Raw genomic sequence first — 24734 nt, 5'->3', positions numbered from 1 at the left:
AGCCCAGCCTTCCCTATATTATTCTCGCCACGCGTAGCCTTGATAGTAATTAATCCAGTTGACCTCTTCAATATAGGAATTGAAGCGGGGAATCTCCCCTCTCGGAATCAACCACTGCCACTCTCCCGGCCTGTTATCATGAGTACGTTTGTATATGCTTTCCGGAAACGCCGCATCGAATCCCGGCTTCATCACAAACTCATGATAGCCATCTTCGTAAATACCCTGATCAGCGTACCTCTGAGCTACACCTTCGCTGTCGCCCAAATATGCAGTCCCAGCACCACCTTCAGGAGTGTCCGGGTGCAGACCCGGGTCAAGGCCATGACTTTCCAAGCTTCGGTTTCCGCGATGTGGCGCTCTATACAGCCTAGTGGGATCGCACGCCGAGAGACCTAGTGGGTCGGCCCGTGTGTGGGGGTTACGAACGTAGGCAACAGGATTGAGGGAAGGCGCGATACCCAGGGGGTCGGGGGTGGTGTATCGGGCAAATTCCGGATCATAGTAACGATGGAAGTTGTAATGGAGTCCGGTTTCCGGGTCGAAATATTGGCCTGGGAAGCGGAGCGGTGTGTAGGCAGTGCTGCTACGGGCCCAAGTGGTAGTTCCCCAGATGGTGCTGCGAGTGCGCCAAGCGATGCCTCCCGCTTCGTCCACGAGCTCAGTAGGCGTTCCGATGAGATCGGTAACTATCGCGAAGAATCGCCGATCGATCTCTCGCTGAGAAGCGTTCGCCAGCGACTTACGCTCGGTCTGAGTAATGGGACGTAGGCCGTCGTGGTCCCAGCTGAGGGTAATCGGGGCGGGCGAGTCAAAGGCGGCTGCCGTTTGTTCAACCAGCGTGGCTCCGTCCCAAACGAACTCAAACCATTCGAGGATCGTTCCATCACCGGCGAGGCACTGCTTGGCAATACGGCGGCCTAGATAGTCATAGAGATAATGCCATGACTTCCCATCCGGAGTAACGACATAGGCAAGGCGGCCATCGGTATCCCAGGTGTAACGCCAGCTAGCCGGATCGCGGGACAACCGGGCCTTTCGTCGAAGCGCAATGCGGCCTAGGGCATCGTATTCATAGTGGACATTGCCGCCGCCGGTTATTCGCGTACCGGAGTAGGTGCGGGAGCCGCGGGACTCCTGACCCGGGTGGGCGTCAGGCCACTGCGCCTCCGTTTGGTTGCCTGCCTGATCGTAGGCGTAGCTTTCCGTCCAACCGTGGGCGGAAACCGTGATGACGCGGCCGGCCGCATCAAGACCGAAGGTGCGCGGGCCGTTTAGCTGATCCCCAATGCCGACCAGGTGGCCATCAGGACGATACGAATAAGTCCGGCGCTGGAGCATGCGAGCCCCGGCGCCGTAAAGGGTTTGTTCCATGACGCGGCCGGTGGGGTCCCAGGTGTGGGAGAGGGTGAGGTGGTCGCCGATGGTGCGGGTGAGTTCTTGGCCGGCGGCGTCGTGGTCGAAGGTGAGGACGTGGCCGGCGATGTCCATGGCGGTGCGGTTGCCGGCGGCGTCGTAGCTGTACGTGGTGGTGTGGCCGGTGGGAGTGGTGCGGCTGGTGCGGCGGCCCAGGGCGTCGTAGGTGAACGTCATGGTGCGGCCGTTGACCGTTTCGGCGGTGATGCGGCCGAGGATGTCCCGGGTGTAGGTGACCGTCGCGTCGGGGTTGGTGGCCTGGTGGAGGTTGCCGGAGGCGTCGTGGGTGTAGGTGGTGACTAGGCCTGCGGCGTCCTTGTGCGTGATGCGGCCCCGGGTGTCTCGGGTGTAGGTGGTGACCTCGCCGAGGGTGTTGGTGCGGGTGGTGAGCTGGCCGGCGGGGTCGTGGGTGTAGGTGAGCACCCGGTCGTCGAAGTCCGACTCTGACGTCAGACGTCCTGCCGCGTCGTAGGTGTAGTTCCAGGTCAGGGCCTGGGGGTTGGTGACCTGGGTGAGGCGGAGTTCGGTGTCGTGCGCGAACTCGTAGCGGACGCCGTCGGGGTCGGTGCGGGCCGTGAGGAGGTCGAAGTGGCCGTATTCGAAGTGGGTCGTTTGGCCGATGGCGTCGGTGTGGGAGGTGCGGTTGCCTTCGCCGTCGTAGGTCCATTCCTCGGTGGCGCCGGTGGGGTCTATTCGGGCCGCGAGTTTTCCTTCCACCGTCCAGACCATGTGGGTGGTCTCGCCCAGGGGGTTGGTGATGGAGGTGGTGCGGCCGAAGGCGTCGCGGCGGTAGTGGGTCACCGCGCCGAGGGGGTCGGTGACGGAGAGCGGGAGGCCGGCTGCGTTGCAGTAGAGGTGGGTGGTGTTGCCGAGGGCGTCGGTGACGGAGGCGAGGTTGCCGCGGGCGTCGTGGGTGTAGGTGGTGGTGGCGCCGGTGGGGTCCGTCGAGGAGGTGCGGTTGCCGGTGGCGTCGTAGGTGTGGGTCCAGGTGGTGCCGTCGGGGCCGGTGACCGTGACCGGGTTGCCGTCGGTGTCGTAGGTGGTGGTGGACGTGGAGCCGTCGGGGAGGGTGACGGTTGTCGGGCGGCCGGCGTCGTCGTAGTCGATGGTGGTGGTGCGGCCGAGCGGGTCGGTGGTGGAGAGGATGCGGTGCCCTGTATCGCGCACCGTGCGGGTGGTGGCGCCTGTGGGGTCGGTGGTGGCGACGATGTGGTGGTGGTCGTTGACCTGGTAAGTGGTGACCTGGCCGAGGGAGTTGCGGTGGTAGTTGGTGCGCAGGCCGGTTTCCGGGTCGGGGTCGCCCCAGGTGAAGTCGCCGCGGAGGTGGCCTTCGATGCCGCCCTGGGTGATGCAGCGGTCCTGGTCGTCGTAGACGTAGTGGTAGCTGCTGTTGTTGGTGTCGGTCCAGGAGGTGATGCGGCCGGCGTCGTCGTAAGTGAAGCGCAGGGGCAGGCCGGAGGAGTTGGTGACGGTGGTGAGGTTGCCGTGCTCGTCGTAGCCGTAGGTGACGAGGAGTTGGTCGCTGCCGTCGGGGGCGGCGCCGGCCAGGTGGAGGGCGGTGATCCGGCCCTCCTCGGTGGTGAGGAGGAGGCGGTAGCCGGCGCTGTGGGTGATGGCGAGCGGGGTGCCGTCTTCGGTGTAGTCGAAGGTGTGGTGGTTGCCGTGGCGGTCGGAGATCTCGTCGAGGACGGCGAGGTTGTCGGTGTAGGTGGTGAAGTAGCGGCGTAGGCCCGTGACCGGATCGACCAGCAAGTAGTCGCCGTCGGGGGTGAGTTCCAGGGGGGCGCCGTCGCCTTCGACGGGGCGGGTGGGGACGCCGACGGCCGGGTGGGGGTAGAGGAGGAAGTTGCCCTCTTCGCCGATGAGGATGACGCCCTCGGAGTCGATCTCCAGGCGCTGGTCGACGGTGGACATCCAGGTCGGGCCGAACCAGCGACCGGTGCGGTAGGACGACTCGAAGGTGCGCGAGAAGGACAGGGGGAGGCTGCCGGGGAGGGTGATGTCCGTCTGCGGCAGGTGCATGCGGCCGGTGGCCATGTCGATGGGGTCGCTGCCGAAGATCTTGCAGGCAGCGATCCGGGCCCGGTCGCGGACGGTGATCTTGCCGCCGTTACGGGCGGCGTGCCGCGCCCAGCTCTCGGCGATGTCCTTGGCGCCGGCCCGGACCGCTCCCTTGGCCAGGCCGCCCCCGCCCTTCCCTCCCAGGATGTTCACCCACATGGAACCCCAAGCGTCGCCCGGATCGCTGCCCCAGCCCGAGCCCAGCATCCCCTTGGCCGTCTCCACCGGGTGAAGAGGTGCCTGGGCCAGGCCCATGAGGGTCATCGCGGTGTTGTCCATGAACTGGAACGGGTGCGTGACGTTGTACGGGTCCAGCGGGTTGATCTTGCGGCCGAGCTTGAGGGTGTCGGCGCCGGCCTTCAGAGCGCCGCCGGCCATGTGCAGGTGCTCCAGGACGAACGCCTGGCTGCCGTCCTTGAGCGCCGCGCCCGCGAGTTGGGTCAGCGCCGGCTTCTCGGGCGCATGCGCCAAGGCGGCCTTGATGGCGTTGCGGGCGCGCTCGGCTGCTTCGTTGCGCTGGCTGCGGGCGCTTTTGAGCATGTCCTCGGCAGCCTCGCGGCCTTCGGCGCCCGGGTCGGACTCGACGGTCGGTTCCTGCGGCATGGGACCCGGGTCCTGGCCCTGGTCGACGGCGGCGTTGTAGGCGTCTGCCTGGGCGTTGTACTTCTCGACGCGGGCCTTGTACGCCTCGAAGGAACGGCGGGTGGCTTCCTGGGCGTTGTGGTACTTCTCGATCGCGTCGGCGGCCTTGCCCTGCGCCCAGATCACCGTTTCCATGTACGACGCCAGTGCCTTGGAGGCGTCGCCGCAGGCGTCGGCGGCGTGCATCCATTGCTTGGGGTGCATGTCGAACGCCTCGCGGAAGGCGTCGGCGGCCTTGCCGCTCCAGTGCTGGCCCGAGCCCAGCTTGCGCATGCCGTTCGCCACCCGGTCGAAGGCGGCGGAGAAGTCCTTGAGGTGGGAGGCGGTTTCGGCGATCTTGCCCGGGTCGCCGTGGATGAGTTCTTTGGGGTCGTCGGTCTCGCCGAGCTGGCGTTCGTCGACGTGGGCGCCCAGAGCTCCGGCCAGTTTCGCGCCGCCACTACGGACGGCGTGCGCCGCATCGTCCAGGCCGACGGTCTCCAGCGCGTCACCGGTCAGCTCGGAACCCTCTTCGACCAGCTCGCCCGCGCCGCGCTCGATGGCCCCCGTGACCTTGCTGGCGCCCTCGCCGACCGCGTCGATGGCATCACCGAAGATGCTCACTTGCCGTTACCCCCGTGTCCCTGCTGGCCCTGCTGGCCCTGTGGCTTCCCCGACTCGTAGAAGTCCGTCTTGATCTCGACGTCCTCCCCGCCGTTCTTGATGCGGTCCGGGACCGACTGGACGTCCTGGAGCAACTGGTCACCCGCCTGCAGCATCTCCCCGCGCGACTTCCGCGACGCCTCGGAGTGGGGGTCGAAGTCGGCGTTCGCCACCTGGGAGAACGGGTTGTCGCCGATGACCTTGTCCCAGGACCGCTTGTGCAACTTCTCCGCGGTCAGGTTCGGGTCGCCCATCGCCGCGTTCACGGTCTGCTTCATGACGTCCGAGAAGTACTGCTCCTGCTCGTAGTAAAGGCCCGCCGTGATACCCAGCTTCTTGGAGAATTCGTTGGCGTCCTGCATCAGGGTGCGGACGCCCCAGCCCCAGCGGTCGCAGAAGGAGTCGAGGACGGCGGCCAGGCCGTCGTCGCCGCATTCCATGGTGTCCAGGGACAAACGGTCGAAACCGCGGCCCAGTTGGGCCTCCACATCGAAGCCGAGTTCTTTCAGTTCGGACGTTGCGGCCCTGATGCCCTTGGTGAGCTGCTCGAATGCCTCGGGCTCCAGCTGGTAGCCGTCTCCGCTCATCAGGCCCATTTACGCTCCCCCTCGCGCGAAACGTCCGATATACCGTCAGATATGCCGCCAGATGCGTTGCCATCCGATGCGGCGGTGACGTCGATGGCCACCTGGTCGGGCACGATTCCGGCCACCGGCGGGAAGAGCGCGCCCTGTTCGCTGCCCGAGTTCAGCGCCACTCCCGTAGGGCCCTCGATGGCGGGAATCAGCACGTCAAGGACGCGGGCGCCGGACACGGTCACGTACTGCCACTCCGTGCCGGGCTCCGTGCCACGCCCCAGTGCGAAGCGGGCCAGCGCCTCCTCGTCGGTGAACGCGTACAGCCAGCGGATGCCGTCCAACTCGGTCGAGAGAAGTGTGTCGTTGACCGTCGGAATCAAGACATGCGTGCGCCGGAATTCTCCTACGAGCGCGGCTGGATCTGGTTGGCCGGCATGAATCGCCGCCACCTCATCGATCAACGACATAACGGACCGAGCCCTCCCCCGATTCCCTGCTCAACTGCCATACATACTTTCGCATACGGCACTGACAACGGAGCGTTGGACACGGGCGGGAGGGCGACGGAAACGCCGGGGCGAGGGAACCGAAGCGCGGTTCTTTTCGGCTTCAATTACCTTGCCGTTTGGGCGGGGAGGCAATTCGACCCGCATTACTGGCAGCGACCCCGCACTCGATTCCCCTCCCCTCCGCGCCGACCACAGCAGCACCGCGCAGGCCCGTCCGCCCGCGTCGCACCCCTTGACCGGGGCATTGGTCTGAACCATTCTGTGCGCAGGGTCGGGAACGGCCCTCATCAGCGGTGGCCACCGTCTCGTGCAGTCCTCGGGTTTCCCCCTTCGGCACAGGAGACACGTATGCCTCGCACCGCAGCACGCACCCGCATCAGACCCTCGCGCCACAGACGCCTGTTCACGGCCGCGGTGGCGCTTCTCGCCGGCGTGGCCAGCATGGCTGCCGGCATGACCGCGGCCACCCCGGCCGCGGCGTCCGCCGCGGCCGCCACAGACGTCAACGTCGTCAAAAACGCCGGCTATGAGTCGGGATTGAGCAGCTGGACCTGTGCGGCGGGCAGCGGGGCCTCGGTCAGCTCACCCGTGCACGGTGGCAGCGCGGCGCTCAAGGCGACCCCCACCGCGTCGGACAACGCCATGTGCTCCCAGACCGTGGCCGTCAAGCCCAACGCGACGTACCGGCTCAGTGCGTACGTCCAGGGCTCGTACGTCTACCTGGGCGCGTCGGGCACCGGCACCACAGATGTCTCCACCTGGACGCCGTCGGCCACCGGGTGGCAGCAGCTCGCGACCAGCTTCACCACGGGGCCCAGCACCACCTCCGTCACCGTCTACACCCACGGCTGGTACGCCCAACCCGCCTACTTCGCCGATGACTTCAGCGTGCTGGGACCGGACGGCGGGGGCGGTACCGATCCCGGGCCGCAGGTTCCGGCGGCGCCCGGTGGTCTGTCCGCCGGTTCTGTGACGTCGTCATCGGTCGCCCTGTCGTGGAACCCGGTCTCCGGGGCCACCGGCTACACCGTCTACCGGGACGGCGCCAAGGACCGGACGGTGAGCGGGACGTCGGCGACGGTGACCGGACTCTCTCCCTCCACCACCTACCGGTTCCAGGTCACCGCCACCAATGCGGCCGGGGAGTCGGCACGTTCGGCCGAGGTCTCCGCCACGACCTCCCCCTCAGGCGGCGGCACCGACCCCTCCGTCCCCCGGCACGCGGTCACCGGTTACTGGCAGAACTTCAACAACGGCGCGACGGTCCAGAAGATCAGCGATGTGCCGAACCAGTACGACATCATCGCGGTGGCCTTCGCCGATGCGACGACCACGCCCGGCGCGGTCACCTTCAACCTCGACTCGGCGGGCCTCGGCGGCTACACCGTCGACCAGTTCAAGGCCGACATCAAGGCCAAGCAGGCGGCCGGCAAGTCGGTGATCATCTCCGTCGGTGGCGAGAAGGGCACGGTCTCCGTCAACGACTCCGCCTCGGCCGCCAACTTCGCCAACAGCGTGTACGCGCTGATGCAGCAGTACGGGTTCAACGGTGTCGACATCGACCTGGAGAACGGCCTCAACCCCACCTATATGAGCCAGGCGCTGCGTTCGCTCTCCCAGAAGGCGGGCGGGAAACTCGTGCTCACCATGGCGCCGCAGACGATCGACATGCAGTCGACGTCCGGCGGCTACTTCCAGACGGCACTGAACGTGAAGGACATCCTCACCGTCGTCAACATGCAGTACTACAACAGCGGTTCGATGCTCGGCTGTGACGGCAAGGTCTACTCCCAGGGCAGCGTGGACTTCCTCACCGCGCTGGCCTGCATCCAGCTCGAAGGCGGCCTCGACCCGTCCCAGGTGGGCCTGGGCCTGCCCGCCTCGTCGCGGGGCGCGGGCAGCGGGTACGTGTCCCCCAGCGTCGTGAACGCCGCCCTGGACTGCCTCACCAAGGGGACGAGCTGCGGCTCGTTCAAGCCGTCCCGGACGTATCCGGGCGTACGAGGCGCCATGACCTGGTCCACGAACTGGGACGCGGCAAGCGGTAATGCCTGGTCGAACGCGGTCGGGCCGCACGTTCACGGCCTCCCGTAGCCCGCACTGCCGTCCTCACCGCCACTACGGAACTCGCACCACACGACCTTCCCCGGTACGCGCTCGCCGATGCCCCACGCGTCGGCGAGCGCGGCCACCAGCAGCAGCCCCCGACCGGCCTCGGCCTCGCCGCCGACGGCGGCCGCCGGTCCGCGCGGCTCCCCGCCCCCGCTGTCGTGCACCTCGATGCGCAGCGGCCCGTCCGCGGCCTCCCACGACAGCCACAGCCGGTAACCGCGCCCCGGCGGGACGCCGTGCAGGAGGGCGTTGGTGGCCAGTTCGCTCACGCAGAGCACGATGTCGTCCGCCCGTTGCTTCAGGTCCCAGTCGGCGAGCGCGGTACGGGTGAATTCCCTGGCCAGGGCCACGGAACGGCGCTCCCGCCGATAGAAGGCGGTACGGGGTGCAAGTGCGTGGATCTCCTTCTGCATGGCCCCACTGTCACAGGATGTGATTACGCTGGACCACAGCGTGAAGTCGTACAGATTCGATGTACGGCTTCCCGCCGCATCAGCCAGTCACGACGGGGGGAAGGCAAGCCGCATGCACCCGGCGAACAAACCGAAGAGGATCACGTCCTGGCATGTGATCGGAGCGCAGTTGAGTCACTTCCGGAAGGCCGCCCGGTTGACGCAACCGGCCCTGGCCGAGGCGGTGGGGCTGCACGAGGACACGATCGGCTCGATCGAGCAGGGGCGGAGAGCCCTGAAGATCGACCTGGCGGAGACGCTCGACGAACTGCTGGATACGAAGGGCGCGTTGGCGGTCGCGGTGTCCAAGGTGCCGGAGCGGGAGAAGCTGCCGGCGTTCGTGCAGAGCCTCGTGGAACACGAGGAGGAGGCGCTGACGCTGCTCTCGTACCAGAATTCGGTGGTACCTGGGCTTCTCCAGACCCGGCCTTACGCCCGCGCGCTGTTTTCGTGCCTCTACCCGCCCATTCACGACGAGTTGGCCGACGACTGGGTCACCGCCCGGATCGACCGGCAGAAGGTGTGGGACCGGAATCCGCCGCTCATGGCGAACTTCATCCTGGATGAGGCGATCCTTCACCGTCCCATCGGCGGACCCGAAGTCATGCACGGGCAGATCGAGCATCTACGACAGTGTGCCGACCTGCCATCCCTGGGGCTCCAAATCATGCCCACCAGCCAGGCCGAACACGCCTCCCTCGCTGGCCCGTTGATTGTGCTGGAAACACCGGAGCACGAGTACCTGACCTACATCGAAGCCCAGCGGATCAGCTTCCTGGTTGACGATCCGGACGAGGTCAGTGTGTATCAACAGAAGTATGGGATGCTGCGCTCGCAGGCCCTCAACCCGAGGGAGACCAAGGGTCTGCTGGACGATCTGCTAGGAGGGTCATGACCAGCACAGCAGCCCCCATCGGCGCCGACGGCCTCACCTGGTTCAAGTCGAGCTACAGCAGCGATGAAGGCGGGGACTGCGTCGAGGTCGCCTACGACTGGCGCAAGTCCAGCTACAGCGCCAGTGCAGGCGGGGACTGCATCGAGGTCGCTGCCTGCCCGCACGCCGCCATCCACGTCCGGGACTCCAAGAATCCCGGTGGTCCGACGCTCAGCCTGAGCGCCGGCGCCTGGGCTGCCTTCGTCGCCGACGTGGTGGGCTGAGCTCGACGTCCGTTATCCGCCAGCCTCCGGCCGACGGCGCGGGCAGGCTGGGCGCATGACCGATTCCATTGACGGGCTGATCGAGCGGTTCGTGCTGGCCGGTGCAGGCTTCGAGCGGAGGCTGCGGGCGGTGCGGGACGGGCAGTGGGCCTGGCCGACGCCGTGCGCGGAATGGGACGTACGGGCGCTGACCAACCACATGGTCCGGGGCAACCTCAACTACATGCGGTTGCTGGACGGCGGCAGCAGTGCGGAGTTTCTGCGCATGCGGGACGTGGACGCGCTGGGCGATGACCCACTGGCCGCGTACGCCCGGTCCGTCGAGGAGTGTGCCGCGGCCTTCGGGCGGCCCGGGGCGATGGAGCGGCTGCTTGATTACCCGCTGGGGCAGGTGACCGGGCGGCAGGCGCTGGCCGTGCGGCTCACGGACAGCGCCGTACACACCTGGGACCTCGCCCGGGCCATCGGTGACGACGAGACCCTCGACGAGGCCCTGGTGGCGTGGATCCTCGACCGACTCGACCTGATCTACGCGGGGTTGGCCGAGTCACCCCTTGCCGCCGACACCACCCACCGGTTCTTCGCGGCCCCGGACGGCGTACTGCCCCAGGGGGCCTCGCGGCAGGAGCGATTGCTGCACCTCATGGGCCGCCGGCCGGGCCGGCCCGCACCCTCGGCGTGACCTCACCCGTCGGGTGACGTCACACCTCCGCAGACGTCGCGCGCCCGTGACGTCACGTGTCACGGCCCGGATCAGTCCGCCAGCAACGCCGGTGCCAGTTCGCGGAGTTGGTCCAGGCCCAGGCCGCGGTGGGGGGCCAGGGGCTGGATGGCGACGTGGTCGGCGCCCGCGGCGAGGTGGTCCCGCACCCGGCGCCGGACGGCGTCCACGTCACCCCAGGCGACGATCGCGTCGACCAGGCGGTCGCTGCCGCCGCCCGTGAAGTCGTCGTCGTCGAAGCCGAAGCGGCGCAAGTTGCCTACGTAGTTGGGGAGTTCGAGGTAGAAGCGGGTGTGGTGCTCGCGGGCCAGGGCGCGGGCCTTGGAAGGGTCGGTCTCCAGCAGGACGGCCTGTTCGGGGGCGAGCAGCGGGCCGTTGCCGAGGATCTCGCGGGCCGGGGCGGTGTGCTCGGTGGGGACGAAGTACGGGTGGGCGCCGGCCGCGCGGTCCCGGGCCAGTTCGAGCATCTTCGGGCCGAGGGCGGCGAGCACCCGGGGCGGTGCGGGATCGGTGACCGGGCCCTCGTACGGGGCGCGGTCCATCGCGTCGAGGTACGCCCGCATCGCGGCCAGCGGCTTGGCGTAGGTGTGCCCGCGGAGGTTGACGATGGGGGCGTGGCTGGCGCCCAGGCCGAGGACGAAGCGGCCGTCGTAGGCCTCGGCGAGGGTGTGTGCGGCGCCGTTCGCGGCGGCGGCGTCGCGGCCCCAGATGTTGGCGATGCCGGTGGCGACGGTGAGGCGGTCGGTGGCGGCGAGCAGCAGCGCAGCGTGACTGAATGCCTCCTTGGTGGCGGGGCCTTCGCCGAACCACAGGGCGCCGTAACCGAGTCGCTCGATCTCGGCGGCTGCCTGGCGTGCGGTGGCCGCCGGTTCCCGGCCGAGACCGCCGTGCCAGACCCCGATCCGGCCGATCCGCGAAGCGAGAGCGTTCTCCTGCGCCGACAGAGCCTTCTCCGGCACCGTTGAGGCGTTGTCCTGCACCGTTCCTCCTCGTGGCTGAGGGATGAAGATCCGTCCCCCGGGTACAGCGTCCGGCCCGGGCCCGACATTCCGTGTTCCGTGTTCCGTGTTCCGTGCCCGCAGCCCCTGGTGGAACGTACGCGAAACGGCCGCCCTTCCGTAGAAGGACGGCCGCTTCGCACGCGAACCGGGAGAGCCGGGGTGTCAGACCTGGGTCAGCCCTCGACGCCCAGCTTCTCCAGGATCAGTTCCCGCACCCGCGCCGCGTCGGCCTGGCCGCGGGTGGCCTTCATGACCGCGCCGACCAGGGCGCCGGCCGCGGCGACCTTGCCGCCGCGGATCTTGTCGGCGATGGCGGCGTTGGCGGCGATCGCCTCGTCGACGGCGGTGCCCAGGGCGCCCTCGTCGGAGACGACCTTCAGGCCGCGCTTCTCGACGACCTCGTCCGCGGTGCCCTCGCCCGCGAGGACGCCCTCGATGACCTGGCGGGCCAGCTTGTCGTTCAGGTCTCCCTTGGCGACCAGCTCGGCGATCCGGGCGACCTGCTCGGGGGTGATCGGCAGGGCGGCCAGCTCGATGCCGTCCTCGTTGGCGCGGCGGGCCAGTTCGCCCATCCACCACTTACGGGCCGCGGCGGCGTCCGCACCGGCCTCGACGGTGGCGACGATCAGGTCGACCGCACCGGCGTTGAGGATCGACTGCATGTCGTGCTCGCTGATGCCCCACTGCTCGCGGAGACGGTTGCGGCGCACGCGCGGCAGCTCGGGCAGGGTCGCGCGCAGTTCCTCGACCCACTCACGGGAGGGGGCCACCGGGACCAGGTCCGGCTCGGGGAAGTAGCGGTAGTCCTCCGCCTCCTCCTTGACCCGGCCGGGCGTCGTGGAGCCGTCCTCCTCGTGGAAGTGGCGGGTCTCCTGGACGATCTTGCCGCCGGAGGAGAGCACCGCCGCATGGCGCTGGATCTCGAAGCGGCAGGCGCGCTCGACGGAGCGGAGCGAGTTGACGTTCTTGGTCTCCGAGCGGGTGCCGAACTTCTCGGTGCCGTTGGGGCGCAGCGAGAGGTTCACGTCGCAGCGCATCTGGCCCATCTCCATGCGGGCCTCGGAGACGCCGAGCGCCTTGATGAGCTCGCGCAGCTCGGCGACGTACGCCTTGGCGACCTCGGGGGCCCGCTCGCCCGCGCCCTCGATGGGCTTGGTGACGATCTCGATGAGCGGGATGCCGGCACGGTTGTAGTCCAGGAGGGAGTGCCGGGCGCCGTGGATGCGGCCGGTGGCGCCGCCGACGTGCGTCGACTTGCCGGTGTCCTCCTCCATGTGGGCGCGCTCGATGTGCACCCGGAAGACCTCGCCGTCCTCCAGCTGTACGTCGAGGTAGCCGTCGAAGGCGATCGGCTCGTCGTACTGGGAGGTCTGGAAGTTCTTCGGCATGTCCGGATAGAAGTAGTTCTTCCGGGCGAAGCGGCACCAGTCGGCGATCGTGCAGTTGAGCGCCAGGCCGATCTTGATGGCGGACTCCACGCCGGTCGCGTTGACGACCGGGAGCGAGCCGGGCAGGCCGAGGCAGGTGGGGCAGGTCTGCGCGTTGGCGTCGGCGCCGAGGGTGGTGGAACACCCGCAGAACATCTTGGTCTTGGTGCCGAGTTCGACGTGGACCTCGAGCCCCATGACGGGGTCGTAGGCGGCCAGCGCGTCCTCGTACGACACCAGGTCGGTGACAGTCACGGTGAAACTAACCTCTCAGGGTCCGGCGCCGGTCAGTCCGCGAGGACGTCGTCGTCGCCCAGACGGCGCAGTTCGCGGATGAGCAGGGCGACGCCGGTGACGATGGCGGCGGCGGAGACGACGGCGTCGACCAGCTGGAGCGTGTCCTGCTCCACCCGCGCCTTCTTCGCCTGCTTGACGACGCTCACCGCGCCGAACAGCGTGGTGCCGATGGACAGGTACGTACCGGGCTTGGACTTCTTGAAGCCCTTGGCCTTGGCAAGCTTTCCACTCACAGTGACGGTGCCTCCTCAAGCAGCGGGTGACCCCACTTGGCGGTGAACGCGGCCTCGACCGCGGCACCGACCTTGTAGAGCCGGTCGTCCTTCATGGCGGGGGCGACGATCTGCAGGCCCACCGGCAGCCCGTCCTCGGGTGCCAGACCACAGGGCAGCGACATGGCTGCGTTGCCTGCCAGGTTGACGGGGAGCGTGCACACGTCGGCGAGGTACATCGCCATCGGGTCGTCGGCACGCTCGCCGATCGGGAAGGCGGTGGTCGGTGTCGTCGGCGAGACGATCACGTCGACCTGCTCGAAGGCCTTCTCGAAGTCGCGGGTGATCAGCGTCCGCACCTTCTGGGCGGAGCCGTAGTACGCGTCGTAGTAGCCGGAGCTCAGCGCGTAGGTGCCGAGCATGATCCGGCGCTTGACCTCGGCGCCGAAGCCGGCCGCACGGGTCAGGGCGGTGACGTCCTCGGCGGACTTCGTGCCGTCGTCGCCGACCCGCAGGCCGTAGCGCATGGCGTCGAAGCGGGCCAGGTTGGAGGAGCATTCGGACGGCGCGATCAGGTAGTACGCCGCGAGCGCGAGGTCGAAGGACGGGCAGTCCAGCTCGACGATCTCGGCGCCCAGCTCCTTGAGCAGCTCGACCGACTCGTCGAAGCGCTGCAGCACGCCGGCCTGGTAGCCGTCGCCGCGGAACTGCTTGACGACGCCGACCCGCATGCCCTCGACGCTGCCGTTGCGGGCCGCCTCGACGACCGGCGGGACGGGGGCGTCGATGGAGGTGGAGTCCATCGGGTCGTGCCCGGCGATCACCTCGTGGAGCAGCGCGGCATCCAGGACCGTACGGGCGCAGGGGCCGCCCTGGTCGAGGGAGGACGAGAAGGCGACCATGCCGTAGCGGGAGACGCCGCCGTAGGTGGGCTTGACGCCGACCGTGCCGGTGACGGCGGCGGGCTGGCGGATGGAGCCGCCGGTGTCCGTGCCGATGGCGAGCGGGGCCTCGAAGGAGGCGAGGGCGGCGGAGGAGCCGCCGCCGGAGCCGCCGGGGATCTTGGTCAGGTCCCAGGGGTTGCCGGTCGGGCCGTAGGCGCTGTTCTCGGTGGAGGACCCCATGGCGAACTCGTCCATGTTGGTCTTGCCGAGGATGACGACGTCGGCGGCCTTGAGCTTCTTGGTGACCGTGGCGTCGTACGGCGGGATCCAGCCTTCGAGGATCTTGGAACCGACGGTGGTCGGGATGCCCTCGGTGGTGAAGATGTCCTTGAGCGCGAGCGGGACGCCGGCCAGCGGGCCGAGCTTCTCGCCGCGGGCCCGCTTCTCGTCGACGGCGCGGGCCTGCGCGAGCGCGCCCTCGCGGTCGATGTGGAGGAAGGCGTGCACCTTCTCGTCGACGGCCTCGATGCGGGCGAGGTGGGCCTCGGTCACCTCGACGGCGGTGAGCTCGCCGGAGGCGATCTTCGCCGCGATCTCGGCGGCGGTGAGCTTGATCAGGTCGGCCATGTCGGTCACTCCTCCCCCAGGATCTGCGGCACCTTGAAACGCTGCTGCTCCTGGGCCGGGGCGCCGGAGAGCGCCTGCTCGGGGGTCAGCGACGGACGGACCTCGTCCGACCGCATGACGTTGGTCAGGGGCAGCGGGTGGGAGGTCGGCGGTACGTCTTGGTCGGCGACCTCGGAGACGCGGGCGACCGCGCCGATGATGTCGTCGAGCTGGGTGGCGAAGTGGTCGAGCTCTTCGTCCTTCAGCTCCAGACGTGCCAGCCGGGCGAGGTGGGCGACCTCCTCGCGCGTGATGCCAGGCATGCAGAGATCCTCTGGTGTTCTTGGCGGAGTGTTCCGGGTGGAGTGTCCAGGTGGAGTGATCTCGGCGAGCACTCCGGTGAACTTTTCCGGCCCAATCCTATGGCGTACGGGTCAGCGGCCGCGAAACCGTTTCGCCGGGGCGCGACCCATGCGGGCGGGCGCGCCCCGGTCAGCGGGGCTCGGGGGCCTGATCGGGCCCGCCGGGACGGTCGGCGTTGCTGGTGCCGTTGCTGGTGCTGTTGCCGTTGCTGGTGCTGGTGCTATTGGTGTCGCCGTTGCCGTTGCTGTTGGGGTCGCCGTTGGTGTTGCCGTTGGTGTTGCCGTTGCCGTTGCCGGCAGCTTCGCCGCGGTCCTCGGGGGCGGTGGCGGCTTCGGGTCCGGTGGCGGCTTCGGCTTGGCGGTCGCCTTCCGGGTCGGTGGTGGCTACGGGGGCAGTGGGGGCTTCGGCTTCGCTGTCGGCTTCCGGTGGGCCGTCGGCTTCGGCTTCGCTGTCGGTTTCGCTGTCGGCTTCGCGGGCCGTTTCGCTGTCCGGTTCGGGCGCGCTGTCGTCTTCGGGTGCGCTGTCGTTTCCGGGTTCGCTGTCGGTCTCGGGTTCGCTGTCGGCGTCGGCTTCGGCTTCGGCTTCGCTGGGTTCGGAGCGGGGACACGGGACGGCCGGTGGCCGGGTCAGTTCAAGACCTGTCCCGAAGGGCGCTCGGCGGCCTTCTCCGCCGCCAGGGCGGCCGTCTCCGATTCGCGGTGCCAACCGTGCTCACCGCGGGCCCTCAGCCAGGCCGTGGTCTCGTCGGGCGGCATCGCGGCCGCCACCAGCCAGCCCTGGACGGCGTCGCAGCCGAGGTCGCGCAGCCGTTCCCAGGTCTCGTCGTCCTCCACGCCCTCGGCGACGACCAGGAGGCCGAGCGAATGGGCCAGGTCGAGGGTGCAGCGGACGATCTCGGCGTCCTCCGTGTCGACGGCCAGTCGCGCCACGAAGGAGCGGTCGATCTTCAGCTCGCTGACCGGGAGGCGGCGGAGGTGGACGAGGGAGGAGTAGCCGGTGCCGAAGTCGTCCAGCGACATCTTCACGCCGTGGGCGGTGAGCCCGGCGAGCGTGTCGGCGGCCCGCTGCGGGTCCTCCAGCAGGACGTGCTCGGTTATCTCCAGTTGGAGGGCGCCCGGTGGGACGCGATGTCGGGCGAGCCGGGCCGCGACGGCGCCGGCGAAGCCCGGGGAGTGCACATCGCGCGGGGAGACGTTGACCGCGACCGGGACCTCCAGGCCCATCGCGCGCCACCGCGCCACCTGGGCGAGCGCGGTCTCGAGGACGTACTCGGTGAGCCGGGGCATCAGCCCGGAGGACTCGGCGATCGCGATGAACTCGTCGGGGGGTACCCGGCCGCGGTCCGGGTGCACCCAGCGGACCAGCGCCTCCAGTCCGGCGACATGTCCGTCGAATCCCACCTTGGGCTGGTAGTGCAACTCGACGTCACCGGCGTCCAGGGCGCGCCGCAGATCGCCCAGCAGGCCGAGCCGGTCAGGGGTGTTGCCGTCGCGCTTGGCCTCGTAGAGCTCGACGCCGCTGCGGTCCCGTTTGGCCTGGTACATCGCCACATCGGCGCGGCGCAGCAGCCCTTCGGCGTCCAGGGCGTGGTCGGGGAAGACGGCGACCCCCGCGCTGGCTTCGAGCACGAGGGTCAGTCCGTCGAGGTCCAGCGGGGAACTGAGGGCGGCGACGAGGTTGCGGGCCACCCGCTGGGAGCTGGTGAGGGAGTCGGTGGTGGGCAGCAGGACGGCGAACTCGTCGCCGCCGAGCCGGGCCGCCTCGGCGCCGCGCGGGAGGGCGTGCCGCAGCCGGTCGGCGATCTGCAGCAGCAGGCGGTCGCCGGCGAGGTGGCCGAGGGTGTCGTTGACGGAGCGGAAGCGGTCCAGGTCGATGAGGACCAGGGCCGAGCGGACGCCGATCCGCTCGGCCTCGTCCAGCGCGGTCCAGGTGCGCTCCAGCAGCCACTGGCGGTTGGGCAGGCCGGTGAGCGGGTCGCGCAGCTGCTCCTCGGCGCGGGCCCGGGCTATCCAGAGGGTGGAGTCGAGCGCGATCAGCGGGACCGCGAACAGCGGCAGCAGCAGCGGGGCGTTGACCGCGCAGACGGCGATCAGCGGGGCGATGCCGAGCAGGGCGATGCCGACCAGGGCCTGGCGGACGACCGCGGTGCGCGGGATGGCGGGGAGCTGGCCGCTGCGCGGGGTGAGGCTGAGCCACAGCAGGCCGCGGCTGACGAAGAGATAGCCGCCCGCGGTGACGACGACTTCGGGGAGGACGGAGAGGTTCCAGGCGAGCGGGGTCCACGGCTGGCGGACGGTGGAGACCACGCCGAACGCGGCCAGGCCGAGCGCCGCGGCGCCGATGCCGAGGACGTCGACGGCGCCGTGCACCACGGCCTGTCGCCAGCGGTGTCGGCGGGCGGCGCCGACCAGCACGACGACGGAGAGGCTGACGAGCGTGGCCGGGACCCAGCCGTACAGCAGCAGGACGGCGAGGGCGAGCGCCGCGCCGGAGCCCGTGCCGCCCCACCAGCGGTCGCGGCCGAGAGCGACCAGATGGCCGACGATGACGCCGGTGAGGATCGCCAGCGACCATCCCACCGCGCCTCCGGGAAAGAGCGCGTCACCTACGCCCAGAGTCCGGAACACGCCCGTGGCGAGCGCGAGGCTCGCCACGGTGACGATGGCCGCGGGCAACGCGGGCACGACGAGCTGCCGGAGCCGCGACGCCGGAGCGGCGCTGTCGGTCGGTTTCATTCCGATCCCTCTCACAGCCGGCTGTGCCCGCGCCACGGCAGGCGCACTCCTCAACAGTAGGCCGCGGAAGGCCGCCGCGGGCAGCGATCGCCGACGGTTGCCCGAATGCGACCCGGCATCCTGGATCAATCTGGTATGCGCCGATGGGGTGACACCTCACTCCTCCTCAGGCGGAGTGACAGCTACCGCTCGTGCCGCCTCAGGACCCTGTTCCAGCAGCACCGCGAAGCCGTCATCGTCCAGGACGGGGACCTTCAACTGCATCGCCTTGTCGTACTTCGAACCGGGGTTGTCGCCCACCACTACGAAACCGGTCTTCTTCGAAACGGAACCGGTCACCTTCGCTCCGAGGTTCTGGAGGGCCTCTTTCGCGCCATCTCTTGTGTGTGAGTGAAGTGTGCCCGTTACGACGACGGTGACGCCTTCGAGGGGGCGTGGGCCCTCGTCACCCGTTTGCTCCTCCTCCATTCGGACGCCGGCGGCCCGCCACTTCTCGATGATCTCGCGGTGCCAGTCCTCGGCGAACCACTGCTTCAACGACGCGGCGATGGTGGGGCCGACGCCGTCCACGGCGGCCAGCTCGGCCTCCTCCGCGTCCCGGATGCGGTCGATCGAGCGGAACTCCCGAGCCAGCGCCTCGGCCGCCACCGGGCCCACGTGCCGGATCGACAGACCCGTCAGGATGCGGGCCAGCGGGCGCTCCTTGGCGGCCTGGATGTTCTCCAGCATCGCGAGGGCGTTCTTCTTCGGCTCGCCCTTCTGGTTGGCGAAGAACGTGACGACCTTCTCCTCGCCGGTCTTCGGGTCGCGCTTGGGCAACCCGGAATCGGGGTCGAGGACGTACGACTTGATGGGCAGCAATTGCTCGATGGAGAGGCCGAACAGATCGCCCTCGTCCTTCAGCGGCGGCTCGGCGGGCTCCAGCGGCTGACTGAGGGCCGTGGCGGCGACATATCCGAAATTCTCGATGTCCAGGCATTTGCGGCCGGCGAGATAGAACAGCCGCTCACGGATCTGCGCGGGGCAGGAGCGGTTGTTGGGGCACCGCAGGTCGATGTCGCCTTCCTTGGCGGGCTGCAGGGCCGTGCCGCACTCGGGGCACTCGGCCGGCATCACGAACTCCCGCTCGCTGCCGTCCCGCAGATCGACCACCGGGCCCAGGATCTCGGGGATGACGTCACCGGCTTTGCGGATCACGACGGTGTCCCCGATCAGCACGCCCTTGGCCTTGACCACGTCCTGGTTGTGCAGGGTCGCGAACTCCACCTCGGACCCGGCGACGGTGACCGGCTCGACCACGGCGTACGGCGTGACCCGGCCGGTGCGGCCGACGCCGACCCGGATGTCCACCAGCTTGGTGTTGACCTCCTCCGGGGGGTACTTCCAGGCGATCGCCCAGCGCGGGGCGCGCGAGGTCGAGCCCAGCCGCCCCTGGAGCCGGATCTCGTCGAGCTTGACGACCACGCCGTCGATCTCGTGCTCCACGGCCGTGCGGCGGGTTTCGGCGTCGCCGTAGTGGGCGATGAACTCCCGCACTGCTTCCAGGGAGTCGACGACCCGGTTGTGCGTGGCCGTCGGCAGGCCCCACTCCTTGAGCAGGTCGTACGCCTCCGAGAGCCGGTCGATCTCCAGGCCGTCGCGCGCGCCGAGGCCGTGGACGACCATGTGCAGCGGGCGGCTGGCGGTGATCTTGGGGTCCTTCTGGCGCAGCGAACCGGCCGCGGCGTTACGGGGGTTGGCGAACGGTGGTTTGCCGTCGGCCACCAGGCGCTCGTTGAGCTGGAGGAACTTCTCCATGGGGAAGTAGACCTCGCCGCGCACCTCGACCAGGGCCGGAATCCGGTCACCCTTCAGGCGGTTGGGGATATCGGCGATCGTCCGGATATTGGGGGTGATGTCCTCACCGGTGCGGCCGTCGCCGCGGGTGGCGGCGCGGGTCAGCCGGCCGTGCTCGTAGGTGAGGTTGACGGCGAGACCGTCGACCTTGAGCTCGCACAGGAAGTGGTAGCCAGCGCTCTTCGGGTCGCCGCCCAGCTCGCCGGCGAGCCGCTCCGCCCAGGCCGCCAACTCCTCCTGGTCGAAGGCGTTGTCCAGCGAGAGCATCCGCTCGCGGTGCGCGACCTCGGTGAATTCGGTCGCGTACGCGCCGGCGACCTTCTGGGTCGGGGAATCCGGGGTGCGCAGCTCGGGGTGCTCGTTCTCCAGGGCCTCCAGGGAGCGCAGCAGCCGGTCGAACTCGGCGTCGCTGACGACCGGAGCGTCCTTCACGTAATAGCGGAAGCGGTGCTCCTCGATCTGCTCAGCGAGCTGCGCGTGCTTCTCCCGCGCCGCTGCGGGCACCTTGGATTGCGCTGCGTGCTGTTCGCCAGCCACCGTCTTGTCCTCCCGTGGTCCTCGAATGCGGTCACTCAGGGTTGTCTGCGAGTGACCTCGCCGCCCGGACGCAATGGGCGAGCACCGAACGGGCATATCCGGGCGAAGCGCCCGCCAGCCCGCACGACGGGGTGACCACCACGGACTCGCTGAGAGTCCCCGGTGCCAGCCCCAGCCTGCGCCAGAGCGTCCTGACACCCATGACGCTACCGGCAGGGTCTGACAATCGGCCGTCCACGCCCGGCACCACGCCCGCGAACAGCGCGGTACCGCCCTCGACGGCTTCCCCGAGCGCCTCCTCCTCACGCTCGGTGAGCAGCGCGAAATCGAACGAGATGCCCGTGACGCCGGCCCGCCGCAGCAGTCCGAACGGCACCTCGGGCGCGCACGAGTGGACGACCACCGGTCCGCCCTGCGCCACCGCCACCAGATCGCGCAGCGCCCCCTCGACCACGGCCCGGTCCACGGCCCGGTGCGTCCGGTACCCGCTCGCCGTCCTGACCCGCCCCTGGAGCACCGCGGTCAGCGACGGCTCGTCGAGCTGGAGGACGACCTTGGCGCCCGGGATCCGGCGCCGGACGTCGGCGAGATGGCCGCGCAGCCCCTCCGCCAGCGACGCCGCGAGGTCCCGGCAGGCGCCGGGATCGCCGAGGGCCGCCTCGCCGTTGCGGAGTTCCAGGGCGGTGGCGAGCGTCCAGGGCCCGACCGCGGAGACCTTCAGCGGGCCCTCGTAGCCCTGGGTGAACTCCTCCAGGGCGTCGAGGTCCTCGCCCAGCCAGGAGTGTGCCCGCCGGGTGTCCCGGCCGGGCCGGTCGCTGATCCGCCAGCCGCTGGGCTCCACATGGCCGTAGACCTCGACGAGCATCCCCAGGGTGCGTCCGATCATGTCGGCGCCGGGGCCCCGCGCCGGCAGCTCCGGCAGATACGGGAAGGTCTCCAGCGACCCGGTGACGGTCTTGGCCGCCTCCCGTGCGTCCCCGCCGGGCATCGACCCGATGCCGGTCGCCGCGCCCGCTGCCCACTCGTATGTGCTGTTCTCGCTCACCCCGGAAGGGTATGCGGCGGCGGGCCCCGGGTGCGTACCCCGGGCCCTCCCACCCCCCGGGGGGGGCGCGCGCCCCGTCAGCCCCGGCCGCGCACGCCCAGCCAGCCGGTCACCGCGGCCACCGCCAGCGCCCCCGCCGTCAGGGCGAAGGCGGCCTGCGCGCCCGGGTGGCCGCCGCCGGCCGCGGTGAGCACCGCGCCCATCCCGGCGATGCCGACCAGCGAGCCGATCTGGCGGTTGGCGTTGAGGGTGGCGCTGCCGATGTCGGCGTGCTCGCGGCCGGCGGCCTCCATCAGGACACCGGTCAGGGCCGGGGAGCTGACCCCGCTGCCGATGTTGGTGGCGGCGAGCACCACCGCGAGGATCCAGTACGGCAGTCCGGGCCGGACGATCAGGAAGAGCACGACATATCCGGCGGCGGAGAGGGCCAGGGAGGCGGTGAGCGCGGTCCGGTTGCCGAGGCGGTGTCCGATCCGGGCGTAGAGCATGTTGCCGAACGGCAGGATCAGCACGGCCGGGAGCATCTGGAGCCCGGCGGTCACCGCGCTCGCGCCGCGGGCGGTCTGGAGGAACAGTCCGAGGACGAACAGGGCGCCGTAGAAGGCGAAGTTGAAGAGGAAGCCGACCACGTTGGCGGCGGAGAACCGGCTGTCCGAGAAGAGCGCGACCGGCAGGATCGGCGTACGGGCGGTGCGTTCCCGGACGACGAACCCGGCCACTGCAACCACAGTGACCGCGAGGGCGCCCAACACGAGCGGCGCGGACCAGCCCTTCTCCGGGCCTTCGATGAGGGCGTAGCTGAGCGATCCGAGGGCCAGCAGTCCGAGGAGGTGGCCGGTGCCGCCGAGCGCCGAACCGCGGGGCGGGACCGCCGCGATCACCCGGCGGGTGAGCAGCAGTCCGGCGGCGCCGATGGGGAGGTTGACCAGGAAGATGGAGCGCCAGCCCAGGGTGCCGACCATGAGGCCGCCGATGGTCGGGGCGAGCCCCACGGAGGTGGAGACGATCGCCGACCAGACGCCGAGGATGCGGGCCCGGCGGGCCGGTTCGGGAAAGGCGTTCATCAGCAGCGACAGCGAGCTGGGCATGAACAGCGCGGCGCCGACGCCCTGGGCGAAGCGGGCCGCCACCAGGACGGTGCCGTCCGGCGCCGCGGCGCCGAGCAGGGAGGCGGCGGTGAACGCGGCGAGCCCGATGAGGTAGATCCGGCGGGCGCCGTACCGCTTGGCCAGTGAGCCGGCGAGCAGCAGCAGTGCGGCGAAGGCGAGGACATAGCCGTCGACGACCCAGGTCAGGCCGGCCATGCTGAGGCCGAGGCGGGCCCGGAGGTCGTGCGCCGCGACGTTCATGATGCCGGTGTCCAGGCTGGCCATCACGAACCCGAGTGCCAGGACGAGGAGTTGGAGCCCGCCACGGGCCGCCGGTGCGGCCGGTACAGCCGGTGCCTCCGGTGACTCCGGTGCTGCTGGTACGGCCGGCGCCTCTGCCGTCCCGCGCGTCGAGCCGCGCGGCGTCGCCTTGTCGGTGATCATGCAATACAGCTAAAGCTGTAACCATCACTCGGCGCAATACTTACAGCTATAACTTTACCCAGGGCATACCAAGGGGATTCACCCTCAGCCCTCCACCTGCTCCTGGGTGAAGCTCCACGCGTACTGCAGCCAGTCGGAGAGCGTGACGGCACCCAGCCCCCCGGCGACCAGCCGGGTGGCCGCGGGGGCGAGGACATAACCGCAGACCAGCGCGGTGCCGACCCAGGTGCCCAGACAGAAGGGGCAGGCCACCAGCTCACCGGTGGCCCGGCGCAGCCCGTGCCCGCGCGGCACGTCGGTGACCTCGCCGGCGCTGTTGCTCTCCTTGCGGCGGGTGAAGGGGGCCCGGACGAAGCTGGTGATCCGGTCCTTGGCGAGCAGCCGCGACACCTTGTACGTCGCCGCACCGAACAGCAGCAGATCCCCCGGCGGCACCCGCGCGGGCAGTGAGCGCCCGGAGGCCCGGACACCCAGGGCGAACGCGCCGACGCCGGCCGCGTAGAGGCCCGCCAGTACGGCGTAGCCGGCCAGGGGGACCTCTTCGCCGGCCGCGTAGGCGCCGGCCGGCGCGTCCGAGGTGTCCGCCCCTGTGAGGGGGTTGAAGCCCATGGTGCCTCCTGCTGACGACGATGCCGGGAGGACGGGTACCCGACCGCGCCGCCCCGCCCACGCCGGAGGGCCGGGATACCGCCGAACGCGTCGGCAACAGAGGCAAATGGCGGGCCGGGCCGCCGCGGCCGGTCAGGCCTCGCCGCGCCCCAGGGCCTTCAGCAGGTCGTCGCGCAGGGCGGCCCGCTCGTCGTGGGTGAGGTGATCCAGCGGCGACGCGGTCCCCATCCGGCGCAGCAGATCGAGTCGCAACTCCCGCCCCGCCTCGGTCAGTACGAGCTGCTTGGCCCGTCCGTCCAGCGGATGCGGCTGCCGCTGCACCATGCCCTGTTTCTCCAGTTTGGAGATGACATAGGTGACGTTGGGCGGTTCACAGCACAGCACCCCGGCCAGCTCCCGCGCGGTCTTCGGCTCGCCGAGCTCCTCCAGCGCCTTGGCCTGCGTCGGCGTCAGGTCCAGCTCGGCGACCCGGCTGCGCTGATGGGCGTCCAGCCGGCGGCTCAGTTCGGTCACCAGGCCCCGGATCTCCCGGAACCCGCACCCCGCCGCCGCGGTCGACTTCGCTTCAGTGGTCACTCTTGCAGCGTACGTCGCCGCGGCGGTCCTGCGGGCGGTCCGGCCGCCTGTGAAACGGCGGGCCTCAGCGGCCCGGGCGCACCGTGACGTCGTTGATCTCCGCGTCCCGCGGCAGGTCGATGGCGGCGAGGATCGTGCTGGCCACCGACTCCGGGTCGATCCAGCGGGACGGGTCGTACGCCTTGCCCTCCTGCTGGTGGGTGCTCTCCTGCATCGGCGTGGCCGTACGTCCCGGGTAGACCGAGGTCACCCGGACACCGTTGCCGTGCTCCTCCGCCCGCAGGGAGTCGGCCAGCGCCTTCAGGCCGTGCTTGCTCGCCGCGTACGCGCTCCAGTTGGCGTGCGCGTTCAGTCCGGCGCCGGAGTTGACGAAGACCACGTGGCCCTTGGCGAGCCGCACCAGCGGCAGCAGCAGCCGGGTCAGCTCGGCCGGCGCCACCAGGTTGGCGGCGAGCTGGCGCTGCCACGCCTTGGCCGGCAGATCGCCGACCGCGCCCAGTTCGATGACGCCCGCGATGTGCTGGAGGGAGTCGATCCGGTCCGGCAGCGACTGCTGGCCGAGCGCCCAGGACAGTTTCTCCGGGTTGGCCAGGTCGCCCACGATCACATGGGCGGTGGGGAACCGCGCGGCCAGCTCCTTCGCGCGGACCGCGTTGCGCGCCAGCAGCCACAGCTCCTCGTCGCGCTCCGCCAGCCGCCGTGCGACCGCCGCTCCGATGCCCGACCCTGCGCCCGTGATCAAGTGCGTACCCATGGGCCCGATCCTAACGAGCCGTCCTACGG

At 69.8% G+C, this 24734-nt stretch carries 21 protein-coding genes; 4 read left to right on the top strand and 17 right to left on the bottom strand.

The window, feature by feature from the left end; translation table 11 throughout:
• Window positions 1-18: 18 nt before the first annotated feature.
• The 3 genes from ACFV1J_RS23205 to ACFV1J_RS23195 are packed head-to-tail and all read right to left on the bottom strand — an operon-like array spanning window position 19 to window position 5806.
• Complete coding sequence (locus ACFV1J_RS23205; protein ID WP_385860842.1) at window positions 19-4722, bottom strand: putative T7SS-secreted protein; 4704 nt, start codon at window positions 4720-4722, stop codon at window positions 19-21.
• The gene (locus ACFV1J_RS23200; protein ID WP_385860841.1) at window positions 4719-5348 is read right to left on the bottom strand and encodes a hypothetical protein; all 630 of its coding nucleotides are present in this window, start codon (window positions 5346-5348) and stop codon (window positions 4719-4721) included. The genes ACFV1J_RS23205 and ACFV1J_RS23200 overlap by 4 nt, the downstream gene beginning before the upstream one ends.
• Entirely contained in the window at window positions 5348-5806 is a 459-nt protein-coding gene (locus ACFV1J_RS23195) for an SseB family protein (protein WP_385860839.1), read from the bottom strand. Before ACFV1J_RS23195 ends, ACFV1J_RS23200 begins: the two co-directional genes overlap by 1 nt.
• 390 nt (window positions 5807-6196) lie before the next feature.
• Here ACFV1J_RS23195 and ACFV1J_RS23190 point away from each other — a divergent pair, with 390 nt between their 5' ends.
• Window positions 6197-7942 (top strand): chitinase, encoded by a 1746-nt coding sequence (locus tag ACFV1J_RS23190; RefSeq protein WP_385860837.1) that lies wholly within the window; start codon window positions 6197-6199, stop codon window positions 7940-7942.
• Here the strand turns inward: ACFV1J_RS23190 and ACFV1J_RS23185 are convergent.
• Window positions 7927-8373: an ATP-binding protein gene (locus ACFV1J_RS23185; RefSeq protein ID WP_385860835.1), complete on the bottom strand. Its 447-nt coding sequence runs from the start codon at window positions 8371-8373 to the stop codon at window positions 7927-7929. The genes ACFV1J_RS23190 and ACFV1J_RS23185 overlap by 16 nt on opposite strands.
• 112 nt (window positions 8374-8485) lie before the next feature.
• On the opposite strand from ACFV1J_RS23185, the gene ACFV1J_RS23180 reads away from it, so the two are divergent.
• Genes ACFV1J_RS23180 through ACFV1J_RS23170 form a run of 3 tightly spaced genes read left to right on the top strand, consistent with a single transcriptional unit; the run spans window position 8486 to window position 10252 of the window.
• Entirely contained in the window at window positions 8486-9307 is an 822-nt protein-coding gene (locus ACFV1J_RS23180) for a Scr1 family TA system antitoxin-like transcriptional regulator (protein ID WP_385860833.1), read from the top strand.
• Window positions 9304-9570 carry a DUF397 domain-containing protein gene (locus ACFV1J_RS23175; protein WP_385860831.1) on the top strand — a complete coding sequence of 89 codons (267 nt, stop codon included), beginning with the start codon at window positions 9304-9306 and terminating at the stop codon, window positions 9568-9570. The genes ACFV1J_RS23180 and ACFV1J_RS23175 overlap by 4 nt, the downstream gene beginning before the upstream one ends.
• A 55-nt stretch (window positions 9571-9625) precedes the next feature.
• The gene (locus ACFV1J_RS23170; RefSeq protein ID WP_385860830.1) at window positions 9626-10252 is read left to right on the top strand and encodes a TIGR03086 family metal-binding protein; all 627 of its coding nucleotides are present in this window, start codon (window positions 9626-9628) and stop codon (window positions 10250-10252) included.
• Between the two features lie 71 nt (window positions 10253-10323).
• Here ACFV1J_RS23170 and ACFV1J_RS23165 read toward each other — a convergent pair whose 3' ends face one another.
• From ACFV1J_RS23165 to ACFV1J_RS23105, 13 genes are all read right to left on the bottom strand, one after another.
• The gene (locus tag ACFV1J_RS23165) at window positions 10324-11271 is read right to left on the bottom strand and encodes an LLM class F420-dependent oxidoreductase (RefSeq protein WP_385860828.1); all 948 of its coding nucleotides are present in this window, start codon (window positions 11269-11271) and stop codon (window positions 10324-10326) included.
• A 194-nt stretch (window positions 11272-11465) separates the two neighbouring features.
• Window positions 11466-12974 (bottom strand): Asp-tRNA(Asn)/Glu-tRNA(Gln) amidotransferase subunit GatB, encoded by a 1509-nt coding sequence (gene gatB, locus ACFV1J_RS23160; protein ID WP_385860826.1) that lies wholly within the window; start codon window positions 12972-12974, stop codon window positions 11466-11468.
• 32 nt (window positions 12975-13006) lie between these two features.
• Window positions 13007-13249: a hypothetical protein gene (locus ACFV1J_RS23155; RefSeq protein WP_030412837.1), complete on the bottom strand. Its 243-nt coding sequence runs from the start codon at window positions 13247-13249 to the stop codon at window positions 13007-13009.
• The gene (gene gatA, locus ACFV1J_RS23150) at window positions 13246-14739 is read right to left on the bottom strand and encodes an Asp-tRNA(Asn)/Glu-tRNA(Gln) amidotransferase subunit GatA (protein ID WP_385860823.1); all 1494 of its coding nucleotides are present in this window, start codon (window positions 14737-14739) and stop codon (window positions 13246-13248) included. The genes ACFV1J_RS23155 and gatA overlap by 4 nt, the downstream gene beginning before the upstream one ends.
• A gap of 5 nt (window positions 14740-14744) precedes the next feature.
• The gene (gene gatC / locus ACFV1J_RS23145; RefSeq protein WP_385860821.1) at window positions 14745-15041 is read right to left on the bottom strand and encodes an Asp-tRNA(Asn)/Glu-tRNA(Gln) amidotransferase subunit GatC; all 297 of its coding nucleotides are present in this window, start codon (window positions 15039-15041) and stop codon (window positions 14745-14747) included.
• Between the two features lie 169 nt (window positions 15042-15210).
• Entirely contained in the window at window positions 15211-15786 is a 576-nt protein-coding gene (locus tag ACFV1J_RS23140; protein WP_385860819.1) for a hypothetical protein, read from the bottom strand.
• A complete protein-coding gene (locus ACFV1J_RS23135; RefSeq protein WP_385860817.1) occupies window positions 15708-17816 on the bottom strand; it encodes a putative bifunctional diguanylate cyclase/phosphodiesterase in 2109 nt (702 codons plus the stop codon). Before ACFV1J_RS23135 ends, ACFV1J_RS23140 begins: the two co-directional genes overlap by 79 nt.
• A gap of 156 nt (window positions 17817-17972) precedes the next feature.
• Complete coding sequence (gene ligA, locus ACFV1J_RS23130) at window positions 17973-20189, bottom strand: NAD-dependent DNA ligase LigA (RefSeq protein WP_385860815.1); 2217 nt, start codon at window positions 20187-20189, stop codon at window positions 17973-17975.
• 31 nt (window positions 20190-20220) lie between these two features.
• On the bottom strand, window positions 20221-21234 hold the full coding sequence (locus ACFV1J_RS23125) for a methionine synthase (RefSeq protein WP_385860814.1): 1014 nt from the start codon (window positions 21232-21234) through the stop codon (window positions 20221-20223).
• A 77-nt stretch (window positions 21235-21311) separates the two neighbouring features.
• Window positions 21312-22766, bottom strand: a complete 1455-nt coding sequence (locus ACFV1J_RS23120; protein ID WP_385860812.1) for an MFS transporter — start codon at window positions 22764-22766, stop codon at window positions 21312-21314.
• An 84-nt stretch (window positions 22767-22850) separates the two neighbouring features.
• A complete protein-coding gene (locus ACFV1J_RS23115; protein ID WP_385860811.1) occupies window positions 22851-23375 on the bottom strand; it encodes a DUF1360 domain-containing protein in 525 nt (174 codons plus the stop codon).
• Between the two features lie 132 nt (window positions 23376-23507).
• Window positions 23508-23951, bottom strand: a complete 444-nt coding sequence (locus ACFV1J_RS23110) for a MarR family winged helix-turn-helix transcriptional regulator (protein WP_385860809.1) — start codon at window positions 23949-23951, stop codon at window positions 23508-23510.
• 64 nt (window positions 23952-24015) lie between these two features.
• A complete protein-coding gene (locus ACFV1J_RS23105) occupies window positions 24016-24705 on the bottom strand; it encodes an SDR family oxidoreductase (RefSeq protein ID WP_385860807.1) in 690 nt (229 codons plus the stop codon).
• Between the last annotated feature and the right edge of the window lie 29 nt (window positions 24706-24734).

The organism is Streptomyces sp. NPDC059649 (assembly GCF_042734445.1).
Classification (GTDB): domain Bacteria; phylum Actinomycetota; class Actinomycetes; order Streptomycetales; family Streptomycetaceae; genus Streptomyces.
The sequence above is the reverse complement of the archived record's forward strand: the minus strand, read 5'-3'. Positions and strand labels throughout refer to the sequence as shown.

Excerpts from the sequence above, each read along its gene's own strand:
- ACFV1J_RS23200 (WP_385860841.1), bottom strand. The coding sequence starts at position 5,348 with ATGAGCGGAGACGGCTACCAGCTGGAGCCCGAGGCATTCGAGCAGCTC.
- ACFV1J_RS23195 (WP_385860839.1), bottom strand. The coding sequence starts at position 5,806 with ATGTCGTTGATCGATGAGGTGGCGGCGATTCATGCCGGCCAACCAGAT.
- ACFV1J_RS23190 (WP_385860837.1), top strand. The coding sequence starts at position 6,197 with ATGCCTCGCACCGCAGCACGCACCCGCATCAGACCCTCGCGCCACAGA.
- ACFV1J_RS23185 (WP_385860835.1), bottom strand. The coding sequence starts at position 8,373 with ATGCAGAAGGAGATCCACGCACTTGCACCCCGTACCGCCTTCTATCGG.
- ACFV1J_RS23180 (WP_385860833.1), top strand. The coding sequence starts at position 8,486 with ATGCACCCGGCGAACAAACCGAAGAGGATCACGTCCTGGCATGTGATC.
- ACFV1J_RS23175 (WP_385860831.1), top strand. The coding sequence starts at position 9,304 with ATGACCAGCACAGCAGCCCCCATCGGCGCCGACGGCCTCACCTGGTTC.
- ACFV1J_RS23170 (WP_385860830.1), top strand. The coding sequence starts at position 9,626 with ATGACCGATTCCATTGACGGGCTGATCGAGCGGTTCGTGCTGGCCGGT.
- gatA (WP_385860823.1), bottom strand. The coding sequence starts at position 14,739 with ATGGCCGACCTGATCAAGCTCACCGCCGCCGAGATCGCGGCGAAGATC.
- gatC (WP_385860821.1), bottom strand. The coding sequence starts at position 15,041 with ATGCCTGGCATCACGCGCGAGGAGGTCGCCCACCTCGCCCGGCTGGCA.
- ACFV1J_RS23135 (WP_385860817.1), bottom strand. The coding sequence starts at position 17,816 with ATGAAACCGACCGACAGCGCCGCTCCGGCGTCGCGGCTCCGGCAGCTC.
- ACFV1J_RS23120 (WP_385860812.1), bottom strand. The coding sequence starts at position 22,766 with ATGATCACCGACAAGGCGACGCCGCGCGGCTCGACGCGCGGGACGGCA.
- ACFV1J_RS23115 (WP_385860811.1), bottom strand. The coding sequence starts at position 23,375 with ATGGGCTTCAACCCCCTCACAGGGGCGGACACCTCGGACGCGCCGGCC.
- ACFV1J_RS23105 (WP_385860807.1), bottom strand. The coding sequence starts at position 24,705 with ATGGGTACGCACTTGATCACGGGCGCAGGGTCGGGCATCGGAGCGGCG.